This is a genomic window from Mucilaginibacter kameinonensis (genome assembly GCF_003675385.1).
GTDB classification, from domain to species: Bacteria; Bacteroidota; Bacteroidia; order Sphingobacteriales; family Sphingobacteriaceae; genus Mucilaginibacter; species Mucilaginibacter kameinonensis.
On record NZ_RCWZ01000010.1, the window covers coordinates 23,565 to 40,940 of the forward strand.

The 17,376-nt window shown below is 42.6% G+C and carries 11 protein-coding genes and 1 tRNA gene; 1 reads left to right on the forward strand and 11 read right to left on the reverse strand.

Annotation, left to right across the window (positions count from 1 at the left end; genetic code table 11):
- Positions 1-6 precede the first annotated feature (6 nt).
- The 3 genes from cdaA to EAH55_RS30605 form a co-directional block, all read right to left on the reverse strand.
- Positions 7-798, reverse strand: coding sequence for a diadenylate cyclase CdaA (cdaA, locus tag EAH55_RS30595; RefSeq protein WP_112575059.1), 792 nt, complete (start codon positions 796-798; stop codon positions 7-9).
- Positions 799-900: 102 nt separating this feature from the next.
- Complete coding sequence (locus EAH55_RS30600) at positions 901-1,371, reverse strand: group II truncated hemoglobin (protein WP_121813047.1); 471 nt, start codon at positions 1,369-1,371, stop codon at positions 901-903.
- Positions 1,372-1,448: 77 nt separating this feature from the next.
- Positions 1,449-2,420, reverse strand: a complete 972-nt coding sequence (locus EAH55_RS30605; protein ID WP_121813048.1) for a polyprenyl synthetase family protein — start codon at positions 2,418-2,420, stop codon at positions 1,449-1,451.
- A gap of 261 nt (positions 2,421-2,681) precedes the next feature.
- On the opposite strand from EAH55_RS30605, the gene EAH55_RS30610 reads away from it, so the two are divergent.
- Positions 2,682-2,769, forward strand: a tRNA-Ser gene (locus tag EAH55_RS30610).
- Positions 2,770-3,033: 264 nt separating this feature from the next.
- Here EAH55_RS30610 and EAH55_RS30615 read toward each other — a convergent pair.
- The 8 genes from EAH55_RS30615 to EAH55_RS30650 form a co-directional block, all read right to left on the reverse strand.
- A complete protein-coding gene (locus EAH55_RS30615) occupies positions 3,034-5,118 on the reverse strand; it encodes a glycoside hydrolase family 2 protein (protein WP_121813068.1) in 2,085 nt (694 codons plus the stop codon).
- A gap of 25 nt (positions 5,119-5,143) precedes the next feature.
- The gene (locus EAH55_RS30620; RefSeq protein ID WP_121813049.1) at positions 5,144-6,592 is read right to left on the reverse strand and encodes an alpha-L-fucosidase; all 1,449 of its coding nucleotides are present in this window, start codon (positions 6,590-6,592) and stop codon (positions 5,144-5,146) included.
- 63 nt (positions 6,593-6,655) lie between these two features.
- Positions 6,656-8,224: a RagB/SusD family nutrient uptake outer membrane protein gene (locus EAH55_RS30625; RefSeq protein WP_121813050.1), complete on the reverse strand. Its 1,569-nt coding sequence runs from the start codon at positions 8,222-8,224 to the stop codon at positions 6,656-6,658.
- A 15-nt stretch (positions 8,225-8,239) separates the two neighbouring features.
- Entirely contained in the window at positions 8,240-11,521 is a 3,282-nt protein-coding gene (locus tag EAH55_RS30630; protein WP_121813051.1) for a SusC/RagA family TonB-linked outer membrane protein, read from the reverse strand.
- Positions 11,522-11,725: 204 nt separating this feature from the next.
- The gene (locus tag EAH55_RS30635) at positions 11,726-12,853 is read right to left on the reverse strand and encodes a FecR family protein (RefSeq protein WP_121813052.1); all 1,128 of its coding nucleotides are present in this window, start codon (positions 12,851-12,853) and stop codon (positions 11,726-11,728) included.
- A gap of 94 nt (positions 12,854-12,947) precedes the next feature.
- Entirely contained in the window at positions 12,948-13,526 is a 579-nt protein-coding gene (locus EAH55_RS30640) for an RNA polymerase sigma factor (RefSeq protein WP_121813053.1), read from the reverse strand.
- Between the two features lie 829 nt (positions 13,527-14,355).
- A complete protein-coding gene (locus EAH55_RS30645) occupies positions 14,356-16,182 on the reverse strand; it encodes a beta-N-acetylhexosaminidase (RefSeq protein WP_121813054.1) in 1,827 nt (608 codons plus the stop codon).
- A 66-nt stretch (positions 16,183-16,248) separates the two neighbouring features.
- A complete protein-coding gene (locus EAH55_RS30650; protein WP_121813055.1) occupies positions 16,249-17,340 on the reverse strand; it encodes an alkaline phosphatase family protein in 1,092 nt (363 codons plus the stop codon).
- Between the last annotated feature and the right edge of the window lie 36 nt (positions 17,341-17,376).

A 17,376-nucleotide genomic window follows, 5' to 3' on the forward strand; every position in this document is an offset into this window, starting at 1 on the left:
TTTATTTTAGAAATCCTTATTCAAAACTTTTTCCAGTTCCGCGAAGCTGATATTCATTTTAACCCGCCCCTGTTTGGCATAAGAAATCTCGCCGGTTTCTTCAGATACAATGATTGCCGTTGCCTCATTTGCCTCGGTTACACCAATGCCTGCCCTGTGACGCAGACCAAACTGTGCCGGCAGATCAGTTTTTTCGGTAAGCGGCAAAATACAGCTTGCCGATTTTATTTTATTCTCTGAGATCACCACGGCGCCATCATGCAGCGGACTGGTTTTTTGAAAAATGCTTTCCAACAAACGCTTTGAAATTTTAGCTTCTACTACCTCGCAGCTGTTTTGGTAAAACTGTTCGTCATAATATTTAGCAAAAACGATAAGCGCCCCGGTGCGGGTTTGCTTCAGGCTTTTACAGGCATCAATTATTGGTTTGATACGGGCATAATTATTTTTCTCTACTTCAGATTTTCCGAAGAAATACTGCCACCAGGCCTTGTTACGCTGTAGCGAAGCATTTTTACCTACCAGTAATAAAAACCGCCTCACTTCCTGCTGAAATACCACAATGATGGCAATGATCCCCACATCAACAAACTTACCCAGTATAATAGTAAGCAGCTTCATGTCCAAAGCTTTCACCACAAAATTCAAAGCAAATATCACCGCGAAACCGATGAAGATATTGGCCGCGATGGTGCCTCTGATAAGGTTATATAACTGGTAAATGATCAATGCCACCAGCAATACATCAAGAATGGAGAAGAAACCTATTTTGGGAAAGAGGGATTGTAAGGACTGCATTTACGAAGTTAATAAGTTTACCCGAACATAAACGCCGGAAGGATGGTAAATATGATCAACCTCCCGGTAATGGTAGCCATTTTACATACTCATGGTATTATTTCAGGGAATGTACGGGCCTCCCGGCACGCCCCAACCCCATACGGGCATAGGCGTATCGGGGCTTTCTGTTGTGGTATCTGTTTGAGAGTTCAGCACCGCTATCCGCGTTCCCCACTCCAGGTACGCCATAAAGGCCGAACGAAACTCAGGGTCATCCGGAAGCGAAAGCTCATCGGCAGTTTGCAGCAACAATTCAATCCAGCGCTTGCGATGCGCTTCGGTTAAATGTTTTTGCAAATGTTTATTGATCATGGCGTAGTGACTACCCTCTGTTTCACTATAGGTTTTGGGGCCGCCAAAAACTTCGCCTACAAAATGTGCCACATGCATCCGGTGCTCGGGCGACATGTGTTTAAATACAGGCTCCAGCAGCTCATCGGCCAAAACCTTATCATAAAACTTGTTGAAAAGCTGTTCAAAAGCAGGTGTACCACCCGCCCATTCAAACAGTGTAGGGATTGTAGCTGTCATAATTGTAAAAACCGGTTATGATAAAGATAGGCACCCTATTTTTAAAAAGCCAATATTTACAAAAGCTGTAAATTGAATTACTTATTGCGCTCGGTCGTAAACCTCACCAGTTGTTCCAATCCGCGGTGCGAATCACTATCGGGGAAAGTATTCAGAATCTCGAAAGCCTCATCCTGGAAACGTTTCATTTGGGTTTCGGCATATTGAAGGCCGCCCGTATCTTTTACAAACCTGATGATCTCTGCTATTTTTTTAGGATCCTCGTTATGGTTTTTTACCAGGTTTATCACACGCTTTTTTTCTGAACTGCTACAGTTGGCCAGGGCGTAAATAAGCGGCAGGGTAACCTTTTTCTCTTTAATATCGATACCTAATGGTTTACCCACATCATCAGTACCAAAATCAAACATATCATCCTTGATCTGGAACGCAATACCTATCTTTTCGCCAAAAAGGCGCATTTTCTCAACCACCTCATCACTTGCTCCGGCAGATGCAGCCCCACAGGCGCAGCACGACGCGATAAGCGAGGCTGTTTTTTGCCTGATCACATCGTAATAAACAGGTTCGCCAATATCCATGCGGCGCACCTTTTCTATCTGCATCAGCTCGCCCTCGCTCATTTGCTTAACGGCATCAGACACGATGCGGAGCAATTGGAAATCATTATTATCGATAGAAAGCAACAAGCCTTTTGACAGCAGGTAATCGCCTACCAAAACGGCTATTTTGTTTTTCCATAAAGCGTTGATAGAGAAAAAGCCACGGCGCTGGTAAGAGTTATCAACCACGTCATCATGCACAAGCGACGCGGTATGCAATAGTTCAACCAATGCAGCCCCACGATGCGTTGCCTCATTGATGCCCCCACAGATGCTGGCCGAAAAAAACACGAACATGGGGCGGATCTGCTTGCCTTTACGCTTTACAATATAATGCGTGATACGGTCAAGCAGCGGAACAGAACTTTTCATCGAGGTCCTGAATTTCTCCTCAAACGCATCAATATCAGCAGCTATAGGTTTTTTAATGTCGTTGATGCTCAGCATTTCAACCAAAACAGTATTTTATGTTAACCACCGCCATGTGACAGTGCGCAGCAAACATAAGCTAAAATTATTTATCTGCATTAATGCCTACTATTTTTTACTCAAATTAAACCAAAGCGCGCTATTACAGTCATACTAACTCGAGTGCAATTTTTGTAAGTAGAGTTAAGTTTTTGTGAAAGCGAGGTCGGTTAAAACGGACTTCGCTTTTTTATTGATACTTAGGGCAAATATTTTACCTTTGCACTCCACTATTTACACGGAGAGGTGTCTGAGTGGTCGAAAGAGCACGCCTGGAAAGTGTGTATACTCCAAAAGGGTATCGAGGGTTCGAATCCCTCCCTCTCCGCTGATTTTCATACCAAATTATTGCAAAGCCTGCAAAATAAGTAATTGCAGGCTTTTGTTTTATGTCAAATGCTCAAAATTGCCATCGATCAGCATCAAAAAAGAGAGTGATGAGGCGAGTAAATTTGAGGATTTACGCCAATTGAGGTAATTAGCTGACCAACATTGCAAAAGAGGTTGGCATCCAAAACGACGAAACTTCTGATAATATTAAAAATCATACTGGACAATAACCTCCACCTGAGGTAGAGGCCATTGTCAATCTTCAATTTTTCAGCGTCCATTCAATAGAATCACTTTGTAGTTTCCCTTTAAAATACCCTTCGGCCCTGAGCTTATTTACGCCCTTAACCAGGTTGACGTTTTTAAATACAAAATCGTGTTTAGTTGTACCCATTTCTGCCTCATTTAATTTTTTACCGTTGAGGTAAAGCGTAACGTTTGAGGTATTGGCAAATACTTTTACAGTAGTTACTGCCTCTGCCCTGTCCGCGTTTCTGCGGCCGCTGATATAAAGTACAGGCTCCTGGCTCCAATTGGCTTTGTACCAGTAAAACGCATCCTTTTTGATTTTACGGTCATAAGTAACCAAACCTTTCATATTGCGGGCGGGCACACCGCCGCCGTTGGCCGATGGTACCGAGAAATCAAACATATTCCACACATATGAGGCTACCAGGTATGGATGCTTTTCGATAATACCCCATTGTACTTCGTGAAATTTTGTCTGAAATGTTTCGGGCCAAAACTGGCCCGACGGATCACCGCTATCGCCTACATTTTCCTGCTGCTGATTAACATTGGCCTCTGTGCCGTACTCCGAAAGTACAACTTTATAATTCGGATAATCTTTTTCCAGCCCGGTAACCCGATCTTCTAAATCGGGGATCTTCCCTTCGTACCAGCCGTAATATCGGTTCATGCCCTGTATATCAGCAGCAAGGTTTGACGGCCGGTTTATTTCGCCGTAACCACTTACGCTGGCGGTAAACCTGCCTGGATCTTCTGTTTTGGCGATATCGTTCAACTCTCTCGTTAAAACCGGCACGAAACCATCAGGCGAGCTGGAGTAAACCTCGTTATGCAAACCCCAATTATATATGGACGGATGATTATAGTTCTGCCTGATGAGTTCGGTTAACTGCTGTTTGGCATTATCTCCTTCCTGCGTAGAAACCGCGTTTACAAATGGAATTTCGGCCCATATCACAAAACCCATACTGTCGCATTTAGCATAAATATATTCTGCTTGCTGATAGTGCGCGAAACGGATGGAGGTTGCGCCAATTTCGTAGATCATATCAAGATCATTTTGATGCTGGGCATTGCTCAGGGCACTTCCATAGTCCTGCCATTCCTGGTGGCGGCAAACCCCATACAAGCGATACGGCTGCCCATTCAGATAAAAACCTTTGCTTGGAACTATCGAAAAATAACGAAGGCCAAGAGGCTGTGTCACCTCATCTATTGTTTTACCATCTTTAACAATAGCAGTAGTAAGCGAATACAGATAGGGATCTTTCCGGCCATTCCACAAGTGCGGATTATTTACCTGTAATTGCTGATTAACGATATTTATTCCCTGAGGCTGTACATTTTGCTGTTGCTGTACCTGCTTAATGATGATGCCGCTTTTATCGCGGATGGTGGTTTTTACAGTAATTTGCTGTACCTGCCTTTCTTTATTCTCAACTTTAGCCGTTACCGAAATATTTGCCTTTTTATTATTTACATCCTGTTTAATATAAATACCTGGCGATGCGTAATCTGTTGTGGTTACGTTAATTTTGCTGGTGACAATAAGACTTGCCGGACGGTAAATGCCACCATAAACGCCAAACAGCTTGTTATTGATGGGGATGATATCCGGCCGCTCCTCGTTATTTACTTTGACCAAAACGGTATTGGTAGTATCGTATCTTAACGAGTTGCTGATCTCAAAACAAAATGCCGAATAAGCGCCTTTATGCGTACCTACCAGTTTATTATTAATATACACGTCGGCAACAGTTCCCACACCTTCAAAACGAATAAACACCCTTTTATCCTTCCATTCCTGCCTGGCTACAAGGCTTTTGCGGTAAAATGCATCGCCGGTATAAAAGTTTTTCCCTTTCTGAATATCCTTGTTATTCCAGGTGTGGGGTACGTTGACGCTTTCCCAGTCGCTGCCTGCAATAGCAATGTTGGTTTTATAAGTTGCCTTTTTAAATTGCCAATCCTGGTTAAAGGGTATAACCTGCCGGGAGCAATTTGAACCATTAACACCCTGAGCATTCTGAAATGCATTCACTTTTAAACCCAAACACAGGTTTATTATTAAAAACAGGATGATGTTTGTAGTACGCATAAATGTAACTTCATATAATGTATTGTTATGTTTTTGCCTTTTGATACTGTGCACCGCTGTTTTTACCGCTATCTGTCGTTTCTATAACAATAACAAAAGGGCGTTTGAATGATTGCTGTTTCAGGTGGATGAAATAAACTGAAGTACCGATTTCTTCAGGTGCGTAGTTTTGCCCGGGCTTCCCAAGATCATATGCCTTAGCAATAGCTGTATGGGATGGCATTACTACATTTAACGCACCGGAAACGGGCACATTAAATACCAACATATAAATTTTATTAGTACCAGTTTTCTTGATATAATACCCCCAGTCCTGTTTAACAAGGCCGGCGTATTCACCATTATAAATAGCTTCGCTGTTGGCATCCATCCATGCTCCTATTCCCTTTGCAAGGTCCAGCTCTTCTGTTCTTAAAGTACCATCGGGCTTCGGCCCAAAGTTGAGCACAAAATTACCGTCGAGCGAAACGCATTTGGCAAGCATCTCCAGTAATTCATCCGTAGTTTTAATATGCCCCCTCCATACCTTGCTGTATCCCCACTGGTTTTCGGGCACAGTCATTACGCAATCCCAGTCGTTTCCGTGTACATCCGCTATCTTCTCCGGTATTTTGCGCTCCCAGCCCTGCTCATAATCTCCCATCATATTTCCATTGGAGTCAAAATGCCGTTTACCATGTTCGTCGGCCCTGAAACGGCTGCCAATGATCAATCCAGGGTGCATTGCCCTCATCTCCTTTTCAAGCGAATCGGCAAAGGCGGCTTGTTTCACCCATGATTTATCCCAGGTGCCATCAAACCATAAACCTTTGGCGCTGGGATATAGTGTAAGCAATTCCAGCAGCTGGTTGCGTGTAAACTGTTTAAAACGGTCAAAAGCGATGCTGTCTTCCCGGGTTTTAATATCATACCGCCAGTCGGGATTGTGCCAGTCCATAATAGAGAAGTATAATATCACATCGATACCCCGCTTGTCATAAGCGTTTACCAGCGGCCCTATAATATCTTTTTTATATGGAGAGTTAGCAACAGTAAAATTGGTATACTTACTTGGCCACAGACAAAAGCCGTCATGGTGTTTTGTTGTAATGGTTACGTACTTTACTCCCATTTGCTTAGCTGTTTCAGCCCATGATTCAGCATTGAATTTGGTTGGGTTAAATTGATACATCAATGAATCGTAGGCCGCGGCCGATACCTCTTTCCATGATTTTATCCATTCGGCAGCACCGTTATATTGTTTACCTTTCCATTCACCTGCGGGGATGGAATACAAGCCCCAATGTATAAACTGTCCTAAACCGTAAGCCCGCCATTTTTCCATGGTGGCATCTGTTCTGCGCCCAATGTGGTGTGCGCCATGCTGCAGGGCAATAAGTTTTTGTGTCGTAGTTGCCGCTTGCTGCGCGTTTACACTTGCAGCATTCATGCAACTCCATGCAATTGCTGTAATCAGGATTGCTTTTTTTTTCATACTCAGTTCTCTTTGTAATACATCAACCTAAGCCGCCACAAAACGCAGCGGCTTAGGTAAGTTTTAATATCCGGGGTTTTGTGTTAGTGTTGCACCTTTGTTTACATCAATTTCTGATTGCGGAATAGGCAACAGCATGTTGATATCCTTGATCGAGCCGGCCGAGGTTGGGTTATATTTTTTCACCCGCTCAACCAGGGTTCCGGTTCTCATTAAAGTAATACGCCTGTCTTCTTCGCCAATAAGCTCGCGGGCGCGCTCATCCAGAATAAAATCCATATTAATATCTGATGTCTGTACCTGCGGAGCATTTGCCCTTGTACGAAGCATATTGATATTGCTGGCAGCCCCTGTTAAATTGCCCTGCTTAAATTGTGCTTCGGCCAATAAAAGGTATGTTTCGCCAAGGCGCATATAGATCCTGTCTTTATAAGTGATTGTGCCAAAAGGATCAGCATTGGTATATGAGTACCACTTGGTGGTGTGCGCATACATATTTTGAATGGTATCGGTATTGGAAGTAACTACCGCCGGCTTGCCATAATTGGCAGATGAGGGGTCGTTATAGTAATATTTACGCCTGATATTATAACTGGAATTACGCATATCGTTGCTCAGGTTCAGGTTATATGTCCACCAGTTGGTCGGCCTTATCCTACCTATTCCACGCCCGCCCAATGAATCTGCTACGATCATGCCCGGTATGTTTACGTAGAACGGCACCCAAACCCTGCGGTGCTGGTCGGTTGGGCTATATCCGCCCGGTATGTTGGCCTCTTCAACCACCCAAATAGCTTCGGTATTGCCCTGGCTCCTGCGCATATTACCGTAAATAAACATATCAGAAAAAGCATCACCAGGTTTCAGGGAATTGATTCCATAACGATTGTTTACCAACTTATACAAACCGCTTGCTATGATCTTGTTCAACTGAGCTTCGGCAAGATCTGGTTTGTTGGCCCTTAAATAGGTTACCGCCAATAGTTGCATGGCCGCAGCACTATTTATTCTTCCTTCGGCGACAACATGCGCTGCATCGGGTAGGTTTGTTGCAGCGAATGTAAGGTCGCTGACCTGCAAATTTATGATCGTATCTAAGGGCGCCCTCACATAATCTGTTTTAGGTGCTGTAACCGGAACCGTTATAAGCGGTACACCGCCAAACAAAGTAGATAGAAAATTATAAGCATATGCCCTGAAAAACCTGGCTTCGGCCACATAACCATTAACCTGGGCAGGTGTTAAACTTGTATTGCCTGATTGAGCCGCTTGTATTATTACGTTAGAGGCATTGATAACCTGGTAGCCCCAGCGCCAGAAACCAAGGGCAGCAACATCCTGCGAATTTAATTGCGAATAGGTTTCATATGGCGCCATAGCCGCTGTGGTTTGCCCGTTACGGGCCACATCGGTACCTGTTTGCATCAGCGCTATGATTCCCTGATCACCTTCATACTGATCGCGGACCGTTTTTTGCAAACCTGCAACTGCAGCTTCAAAACTCAGGGCATCTTTTAAGGTAGACGGTGTAAACTGTGTTCTGACATCCTCATCCAGAAAACTCTTTTTACAAGAATTAAATGTGAGTATGGCTATCAGACTTATAAAGAGTAATGAATAAATACTTTTCATGATTCTAATTTCTAATTATTGTAAAGTAATGTTAACACCCAGCACTACGGTGGCTACCAGCGGGTAAAATGAACTGCTTTGGTTGCCTGCATAGTTATAAAAATCGGTTTCGGGGTCCCAGCCTAACCATTTCGAGAACGTTGCGATATTTCGACCGCTGGCATAAACCTGTAAGTTGGAAATCTTTAAATCTCGCAGTACCTCTTTGGAAAAACTGTAGCTTAAAGTAACATCCTTAATGCGGGTGTACGAACCTGAAACGGGGTACGTGTATTGCCTTGAGTTGGTATAACTTAACGATGGCCTGGTGTTACTTTGATTGGCCGCGGTCCAGTAACCTATCCCGGCCGGCAGGTTGATACGACCGGCCTGATCCCGATAATCATAAATAGGATTAGGCTTAAGTGCTCCCTGAAACGTTTGTACAAATGCGCTTAGCGAAAAGCTTTTATACCTGAAAGTATTGGTCATACCGGCAATGTATTTGGGCAAACGTGAACCCAGGTAGGTTTTGTCGGCGGTGTTGATCTTACCGTCGCCATTTAAATCGGCGAATTTCAGATCGCCGGGCTTGGCGCTCGGGTCAACAGTAAAGTCATCACCTTTTTGCCAAACACCAATCAGCTTATAATCATATACTGCCTGCAGCTGTTTACCCAGGAACAGGTTATTGGTGATATCATCCTTATTATCACCATAAAGTTGAACCAGTTTATTACGGTTGGCAGAAAAGTTAACGTTGGTTTCCCAGCTGAAGTCACTGTTTTGAATATTGCGGCTGGTGATGGAAAATTCGATCCCCTTATTAGCTGTTCGGCCTATATTATCTAAAATAGTAGTATAACCGGTGATGTAAGGTATTTTACGCGACAATAGCAAATTGTACGTTTTAGTATCATAAGCATCAACAGAACCACTGATCCGGTCTTTTAAAATGGAAAAATCGATACCAAAGTTAAATCCTTTGGTACTCTCCCATTTTAAATTGCCGTTACCTATAGCGCTCGGGTTTAATCCGATAGTTGTGGTACTACCATAGATGTATTGCGTTGAGGCCAGCGTTGTCAAGGTGTTATAAGATGATACCCCCTGGTTACCCGAAATACCATAAGAAGCCCGCAATTTCAGTGCTGATATTGCTGATACGCCTTTCATAAACGATTCTTCGGTTAAATTCCAGGCTACCGCGACCGATGGAAATGTACCGTACTTATTGGCGGGGCTAAATCCCGAAAAGCCATCGCGACGGGCAGTAGCGGTAAAAAGGTACTTTCCGGCGTAAGAATAATTGATCCGTGCCATTTGCGACAGCAAGGTACTTTGTGTATAACTTGAAGTGGTTTGCTGTATTTGTGCTGAACCTAAATTGTAAAAGTTGGTAAGGTCATTGATAAAGGTATTGGCGTTTAAAGCATTGCTCAAAGTATAATCCTTTTGTGAGCTGTATAACCCCGTAAAATCAATGCTGTGTTTGCCAAAGCTACGGCTGTAGTTCACAATATTTTCTATAAGCCAATGGTTACTTTCGGCATTGGTCATTGTAGCGTGCCCGATGGCATCACCCGTGTTTCTGCCGGTATAATCGCCTGTCATGGCCGGGTTATAGGCATAACCAGTATTTAGCCTGTATTTAAACCCTTTAATGAACGCAGGCTTAATTTCTGCATAAAAATTACCGTTCCAGGTTCTGTTTTTGCTAACGGTGGGTTGGTAAAGGCCTAATAACGGGTTGGTATAGAGCGCGTCCGGATACATCGGGTAGATCTGGTAATCTCCCTGTGCGTTATATTCCTGGCCATAGGGGCTCATCACGGTAGCCATATATAAATTACTTTTGCCGCCGTCATAATTGTTATTATTAAAAAACATATTGGTACCAGCGTTTAGCCAGTCGGTAATTTTAGCATCAAGGTTTCCGCGAACATTAAAGCGATTGAACTGATATCCTTTCAGAATGCCTTTTTCTTTGGTATAATCTCCCGAAACATAATACTTAACATCGGCTGTGCCGCCAGATACGTTTAAAGAATGATTTTGAATGAAACCCTGCTGTGATATCGCTTTTATCCAATCGGTTTCCTTACCATTTTTATAATTGTCTTGCTCATACAGGTTTGGAACCGGAGCGGCTGTTTTGCCAGCCTGTTCATCATAATCAAGGTTTTTTTGCACATATTCGGCCCCGCCCATAGGTTTCACCTCGTGCGACATGTATTCGGGGCCTGCCCAGGCATTGTACTGAACTGATGGCTTACCCGTTTTACCCTTTTTTGTGGTAACAATAATCACCCCGTTTGATCCCCTTGTACCGTAAATAGCTGTAGCCGATGCATCTTTCAGCACCTGGACTGACTCCACATCGTTGGTATTGATATCATTATAGGAGCCATTATAAGGCACTCCGTCCAACACAACCAAAGGAGAATTACTGGCCGTAATGGAATGCAGCCCACGAACATAAATTGAGCTTACCGAACCTGGCGCCGACGAACCGGATGTTATATTGATACCAGGAACAGCACCTTCAATTGATTGCAGGATATTGGTGACCGGCAAATTTTCCAGCCGCTGTTTGGAAACAGAGATAATAGCCCCAGTAACATCACTTTTTTTCTGGCTTCCGTAACCTATCACAACTACCTGCGACAATTCTCTTGAAGTTTCTTTTAATACAACACGCAGCGTTGTTTGGTTATTTACCGCAATTTCCTGCTGAAGATAACCTATTGATGTAACGAGCAGTACCCCGGCAGATGGAACATCTTTCAATTCAAATTTACCATCAGCATCAGACATTGTTCCTTTGCTGCCGTCTTTTAGCTTTACCGTTGCTCCGGGTATAGGTCGCCCGGTTGAATCAATAACGATGCCTTTAACGGTGATCATTGAAACTTCCGTACTGCCTGCACCGGCAGCAGAATTATTGCCCGCTTGTTTTTCAGCAGCCTTTATAACAATTGTTTTTTCAAAAAAAATATAGCTTAAGGCTTTACCGTCAATACAGTTTTTTATTACCTCATCCAAAGGAGCATTGATAAAGTTGGCATTGATCTTTACGGAGGCATTAAGCCTGCCGGGCTGATAAAGCACATCATAACCGGTTTGCTTCTTAATGGCTTTAAAAACCTGCTTTAACGTTACATTCTTTTGCGTTAAGTTAAGCTTTTGCGCAAAGGTTGAGGCACTTACCTGCAACATGGTAACGGTTAATAAAAGGATGGCGAGTTTCATCATCAACAGTAATTTGGGCACGCGGCGCTTCGGCCAACGTAAAATCTCGATGTAAAATTTATACATTTGGGTATCTGTTTAAGTTAGAAATGGTATTCAACACACTCGTTCGGTTTGATCAGATAACATTACCGGGAGTGCTTCCAACACTCCTGGTATTTTTTACCCGATCACCAGTTTTGACAGCTCCACTACGGGTATTTTTTATGGGGTTTCATTTCGGATTGATTTAGTTTATTAATCAGAGCTTTTATAAATTATCGGGGGGATTTAATTGGATACAGTTATCCTGTTATCCAGAACCTTAAAATGTACCGCATTTGTTAGTTCCAGCGTTTTAATAACCTGCGATACATTCTGGTATTTAGATACTGTACCGCTAAAAACCAGGGATTGCAGTGAGGCATCTTTGTACTCCACTTCCACATTGTACCACCTGGATACCTTTTTCATGATGCTTGCCAGGTTTTCATCATTAAAAAGAAAATAGCCGTTTTTCCAGGCTACAGCCTCATCTATGTCAACCTCCTCAACATTCATGGCATCACCACTCACGGCAGACTGCTGCCCCGGTTTAATGATCATTTTTTGATTGGTAGACGCTGATGTGACCTTTACCGATCCCTCTAACAAAGTAGTGGCGGTTGTTTTTTCGTCGGTATAAGCGTTAATATTAAAATGAGTCCCTAATACTTCTACCTGCTGCTGGCTGGTTTTTACCCTAAAGGGCATTGCTTTATTATGAGCCACTTCAAAATATGCCTCGCCGGTAAGCTCCACCAGCCGTTCTTTGCCCGTAAACACCACCGGGTATTTAAGTGTCGACGCCGCGTTTAACCATACGTGTGATCCATCAGGCAATATCACCTGGTATTGTTCGCCTTTGGAAGTAGCAAGGGTATTGATCCGGCCGGCAGACTGGTTGGCGTTGCCGGATGCCTGAGTTGTATAAATAAGTTCGCCTTTAGCGTTTTTACTAACAGTAACCCCCGCCTCATTGGCAAGCTGTCCGCTAAGTGTATTATTTAATATTAGCTTTTTACCACTGGCCAGGGTAAGCGTGGCCTGGTTTCTACCCGGTTTTACATCAGTTTTACTAATACGAGATGCAGCATCCTGTACGTTTCGGTGTAACAGGTAATAGGTACCTGTAAATACAAACAGCAATATGGCCGCCGCGGTTAACCGATATCTTCCATTCTGGAATTTAGAAGATTGTTTCTTTTTAATATTATCCCAAACCTGGTCAACATCTTCCACCCGTTCATGGTCATTTACCTCAAATGGAGCCTGCTGATTATGTTTTAAGTACCAGCTTTCTAAAAACGCTTTATCTTCCGGAGTAGCCTGGCCGGATCTGAAACGTTCCCATAATTCATTTAGTTCTTTATCTTCCATTATACTAAAGGCTTATTAATGCTTTAATTAATGGTAAGGAAAGATCAAAGGGCTATACAGGTAGATGAAATAAAAAAATATTTTATTGTTTGGTTTATAAATGCAAGAACACCAACAGGTATATAACTATACCCAATTTTACTTTCAAAATTTTTAAAGCGTTGGTGATTTGTTTACTTACGGTTTGTTCTGATATCTCCAATTTCCAGGCAATCTCCCTGTGGCTTAGATACTCTTTTCTGCTCATTATAAATATCGCTTTCATTTTAGGAGGTAGCATAGCAATTTCCCGTTCAATACTTTCCCGTAGCAGGTTTTCTCTAACACGATGATCAGTTACTACCTGTTCATGTAATGCAAATGCTTTCATTGCGTCATGATATTTTTCATGAACCCGGTTACGGGACATTTTATTCAGGATGGCGTTCCTGACAGCGCCATATAAATAGCCCGACAAGCTTCCGGTAAACTCGATCTGTTCACGCTTAGCCCACAAATAGGTGAAAACTTCCTGAATAATATCCATGGCTTCTTCGCGGTCGCGCAATTTATTAATTGCATGCGCATGAAGGATAAATTTATAGCGGTCATAAATTTGGGCATAAGCTTTATGATCGCTCCCTTTTAAAAGCAGGATCAATTTCTCATCCGTTAATTTGCTGTAATATTCCATTATTTCAGTATCCCAAAAGACGGCACGCCCCGGAACCGGTAGCCAAAGGCGTTTTCATAAATTAAACATGATCAAATCCTTAAGGATTCATAAACAAATCTTTAAGAATACTGGAAGTTAGTTGATCGGGCCGTTGTTTTGGGCATATGAAACAGTTCAAACACTACGCAAACGTTTGATTAATGCAAGCCGATTGCTGCCGGGTTAGAATAAATAAATATCCTTAAACGCTTATTATTTGTTTAGCGTTGCAAAAAACCTGCAACTATGAATGTTAAAGCAAGCGGTAAAGCTTAGTACTTCATTCTGTTATATCGCTATTCAAGTTTACCGGCAATGTGATTGCCCAAATTTCAGACAAACGTTTGCGTAAACTAAAGACCAACGTTTTTCAGCAAATTAAAACTTAGCCTCAAAGGCTATCTGTAGTGGTTTGAGGCTGTTGTTAACAACTCCATAAATTCAGCAGGCGTTTTTCCGTAAGGGATTGGAACCTTTGGATTTTTAAATTGCTCCTTAATTTTGCTAATCAGAAGGCAATTTTAGCCCTCCATAACAGTCACAATAATGTTGCGTGATTTGTGGCACCTTTTTATTCGCGAAAAAGACGCTTTGGGTCATCTGCGTAAACACAGATGACCTTCTGCAACGTTTAAGGGCGTTGTTTTACCTGGGGCCCCACAAAAAATGACATTACGATAAGCGCGGCTACTAACAGCCCTCTATTTATGACAAGGCGGTTTAAAAGTACTTCCACATGGGGGCTGGTTTTTTTATTCCGAATCCGGGTTAATGTCCATTTCGTGATGCGGTAGGAGTTGATTATTATTTACTTAATATCAATAGTAAACTCATTACTCGTTCTGTTTTCGGGGGTTACTACGATATACTTTAAAGTTAAAGGCCTGCCATTGGTAACGGGTGTTATTATGGAAGCCGAATACAGATTGGCGGTATTGTCGGCTTTATGTCCGTCTATTGTATAGTATACTTTGCTTCCTGCAACAAGGGGGGTAATGGCTATCCTTTTTCTTTGAGTTTGCGGATCATTACTAATAACAACATCGGCTTCCGGGATCCTGTAGTTTATGCCAGATCGCTCCAGGTCGGCCAGTACTATTGGAAGCCGCTGCTCCGTGAAATCCTGGTAATTCTTGTTTTCGTTTTTTGTCCACCCTACCTCTGCAAGTGCAATGGCACGCGGAAAAAGCATATATTCCAGTTTATTGTTTGTTGCCACATACTCCGTCCACATATTAGCCTGTACACCTAAAATATATTTTTGCTGGTCAGCATTTAATGCCGATGGGCGCGGGTTATAATTATAAACCACATCTAATGGCAGGAAACCTCCAATAACTAAAGGCTCTGTTTTGCTGTCTTTAGCCTGGCCATGATCTACATACATATTGCTATTAGGCGACATAATTACATTATGCCCCTCTTTTGCTGCCTGGATACCACCAGCTTCGCCCCTCCAGCTCATTACAGTGGCATTTGCAGTAAGGCCACCTTCCAGTATCTCGTCCCAGCCAATAAGGTTTTTGCCATTTTTATTTAAAAATTTTTCTATGCGGTTTACAAACCAGCTCTGCAATTCATGTTCATCTTTCAAATTGTTTTCATGGATAATTTTTTGCGCCAGGGCCGAACTTTTCCATTCGTCCTTAGGCACTTCATCTGCACCAATGTGAATATATTTACTTGGAAAAATGGCCATAACCTCGGTTAAAACGTCCTGTAAAAACTTAAAGGTGGGTTCGCCCGGATTATAAATAGTACTATGTACGCCCCAATAGCCGGGCACTTTATAAGCGGGGCTTCCGTTGCCTAATTCAGGATAAGCGGCCAATACCGCGGTACAGTGGCCGGGCATTTCAATTTCGGGTATTACCTCGATATTTCTTTCGGCCGCATATTTTACAATTTCACGGGCCTGCTCCTGGGTATAAAATCCGCCGCTCTTTTTTCCGTCGTAAATAAATGGCTTAAAATCGCCATAGCCTCCAATAATTGTCGAATCGCGCCAGGCACTGATACCCGTTAATTTGGGATATTTTTTTATTTCCAGGCGCCACCCCTGGTCGTCAGTTAAATGCCAGTGCAGGGTATTTAGTTTTAAAGAAGCCATCACGTCCAGTATCTTCTTGATTTCAGCAGTATCAAAAAAGTGCCGGCCAACATCCAACATCAAACCGCGGTAAGCAAAGTTAGGCTCATCATTAATGTTTACTAACGGCACTGATAACTGCTTATCCTTTTGCTCAATGAGTTGTAACAATGATTGAACACCATAAAATACACCGGCGCGGCTTCCGGATATGTTTACGCCTTTACCGGTTACTTTAAGTTGATAGGCTTCGCCTGATAATTTTGCAATTGGGGCTGTATTTAAAACAATGGCGCCAGCAGACGCTACGCTGTTAATTTTTAAGGCAAACCCATACTTTTTTTTCAAAAAATAATTGAACATGCCTGCTACCTTTTGGGCATCAGCTTTTTTGGCTACAATGCCGGTGCGCTGGTTAATAACAAATTGGCCAACACCTTTTTCAGCAAAGGCGGGTTTGGGAATAATCAATACTTCGTTGCTTTGCTGTGAAAAAGCGGTCTGTCCGCACAGCACCAAGAAAAATAAAAAGAGGGTCTTGTTCATAAAAAATTTATATCAGGTATTATCCGGCCACTCACGCCGAATGGTTATTTATTGACTATCAGAAACTTACTCAACAACACTTGGAACGGGATCGCCGATAGGATTTACGGAAGTAAAATTGAACCCTAATAACCCGGCGATGGTTTTTGCATATTGATCCTGGTATATCTGTCCGTTATCCTTTACTTCCCCCAAACGTTTTACTTTAGGGCCCAAAACCATTAGCCAGGTATCATTTGCATGCGGAATGCTGGCGCCATGGCTCGTCCATTGGTTTCCATCGCCCCTGCCATGATCAGGCATAATCATAATGGTGGTATTGTTTTTATAAAACGGATCGTTTTGTACATACGTCCACAGTTTACCTATCATGGCATCTATACTATGTATAGCATCCAGGTAAAAGTCATATCTACCTTCATGCGCCTGGTCGTCGGTATCTGCCAGGTCAAGGTAAACCACTTTGGGGTGTTTGGCCATGATGTACGATTTTGCCAGCGCATAGGTTGTAGCATCCAGGCGTTCGCCATTGCCCCAGATTTTAGGTTCATAATGCTGTATTTCGTTAGCCAATTTCTCGGCTTCTGTCAAATCGTTTCCTTTCAGGTCTTCAAAGGGGTTATTTACCAGCATACCGTTCCGGTTACGGTTAATAATCCTGGCAACGGCATCCCATGAGGCAAAAGCCACCACTTTTTTAGTATATCCCTTTTGCTGATTAATAAATTCCAGCACATTTTTGTTAGGATTATCCGGGTAATCATTTGAATTTACTTTAGGATCGGCATAGCCTGTTAAATTTTCGCTGCGGCCCGGGTATGAGAACCAATAGGTATTTTTAACGTTTACCAGGCTTCCCAGATCTCGGTTACCATATAACTGGCCATTTTTTTCAATTGTGCCCCAAACAAAAGGCATGAGTTTGGCCCGGCGGTCCTGCTGATCTTCGGCCCAATATTTATTGATACGTTGAGCGGAATCCTGTGAGTTAAATTTTTTACCGGTAATGAGCTGTTTTTCTGCACCGTGAAAAATTTCTTTCCACCGGAGGCCGTCTATAGATATAACTATAATGTTCCCGGATTTAGCAGTATTTTGAGCAGAAACAGATCCTGCACTAAAAAATGCAAATAGGATTAAAACTAATATTTTTTTCATTTTATGAGTTATGGTATTTTATATAAGATGCTTTCG

Excerpts from the sequence above, each read along its gene's own strand:
- EAH55_RS30630 (WP_121813051.1), bottom strand. The coding sequence starts at position 11,521 with ATGTATAAATTTTACATCGAGATTTTACGTTGGCCGAAGCGCCGCGTG.
- EAH55_RS30650 (WP_121813055.1), bottom strand. The coding sequence starts at position 17,340 with ATGAAAAAAATATTAGTTTTAATCCTATTTGCATTTTTTAGTGCAGGA.
- cdaA (WP_112575059.1), bottom strand. The coding sequence starts at position 798 with ATGCAGTCCTTACAATCCCTCTTTCCCAAAATAGGTTTCTTCTCCATT.
- EAH55_RS30605 (WP_121813048.1), bottom strand. The coding sequence starts at position 2,420 with ATGCTGAGCATCAACGACATTAAAAAACCTATAGCTGCTGATATTGAT.
- EAH55_RS30640 (WP_121813053.1), bottom strand. The coding sequence starts at position 13,526 with ATGGAATATTACAGCAAATTAACGGATGAGAAATTGATCCTGCTTTTA.
- EAH55_RS30615 (WP_121813068.1), bottom strand. The coding sequence starts at position 5,118 with ATGCGTACTACAAACATCATCCTGTTTTTAATAATAAACCTGTGTTTG.
- EAH55_RS30620 (WP_121813049.1), bottom strand. The coding sequence starts at position 6,592 with ATGAAAAAAAAAGCAATCCTGATTACAGCAATTGCATGGAGTTGCATG.
- EAH55_RS30600 (WP_121813047.1), bottom strand. The coding sequence starts at position 1,371 with ATGACAGCTACAATCCCTACACTGTTTGAATGGGCGGGTGGTACACCT.
- EAH55_RS30625 (WP_121813050.1), bottom strand. The coding sequence starts at position 8,224 with ATGAAAAGTATTTATTCATTACTCTTTATAAGTCTGATAGCCATACTC.
- EAH55_RS30635 (WP_121813052.1), bottom strand. The coding sequence starts at position 12,853 with ATGGAAGATAAAGAACTAAATGAATTATGGGAACGTTTCAGATCCGGC.
- EAH55_RS30645 (WP_121813054.1), bottom strand. The coding sequence starts at position 16,182 with ATGAACAAGACCCTCTTTTTATTTTTCTTGGTGCTGTGCGGACAGACC.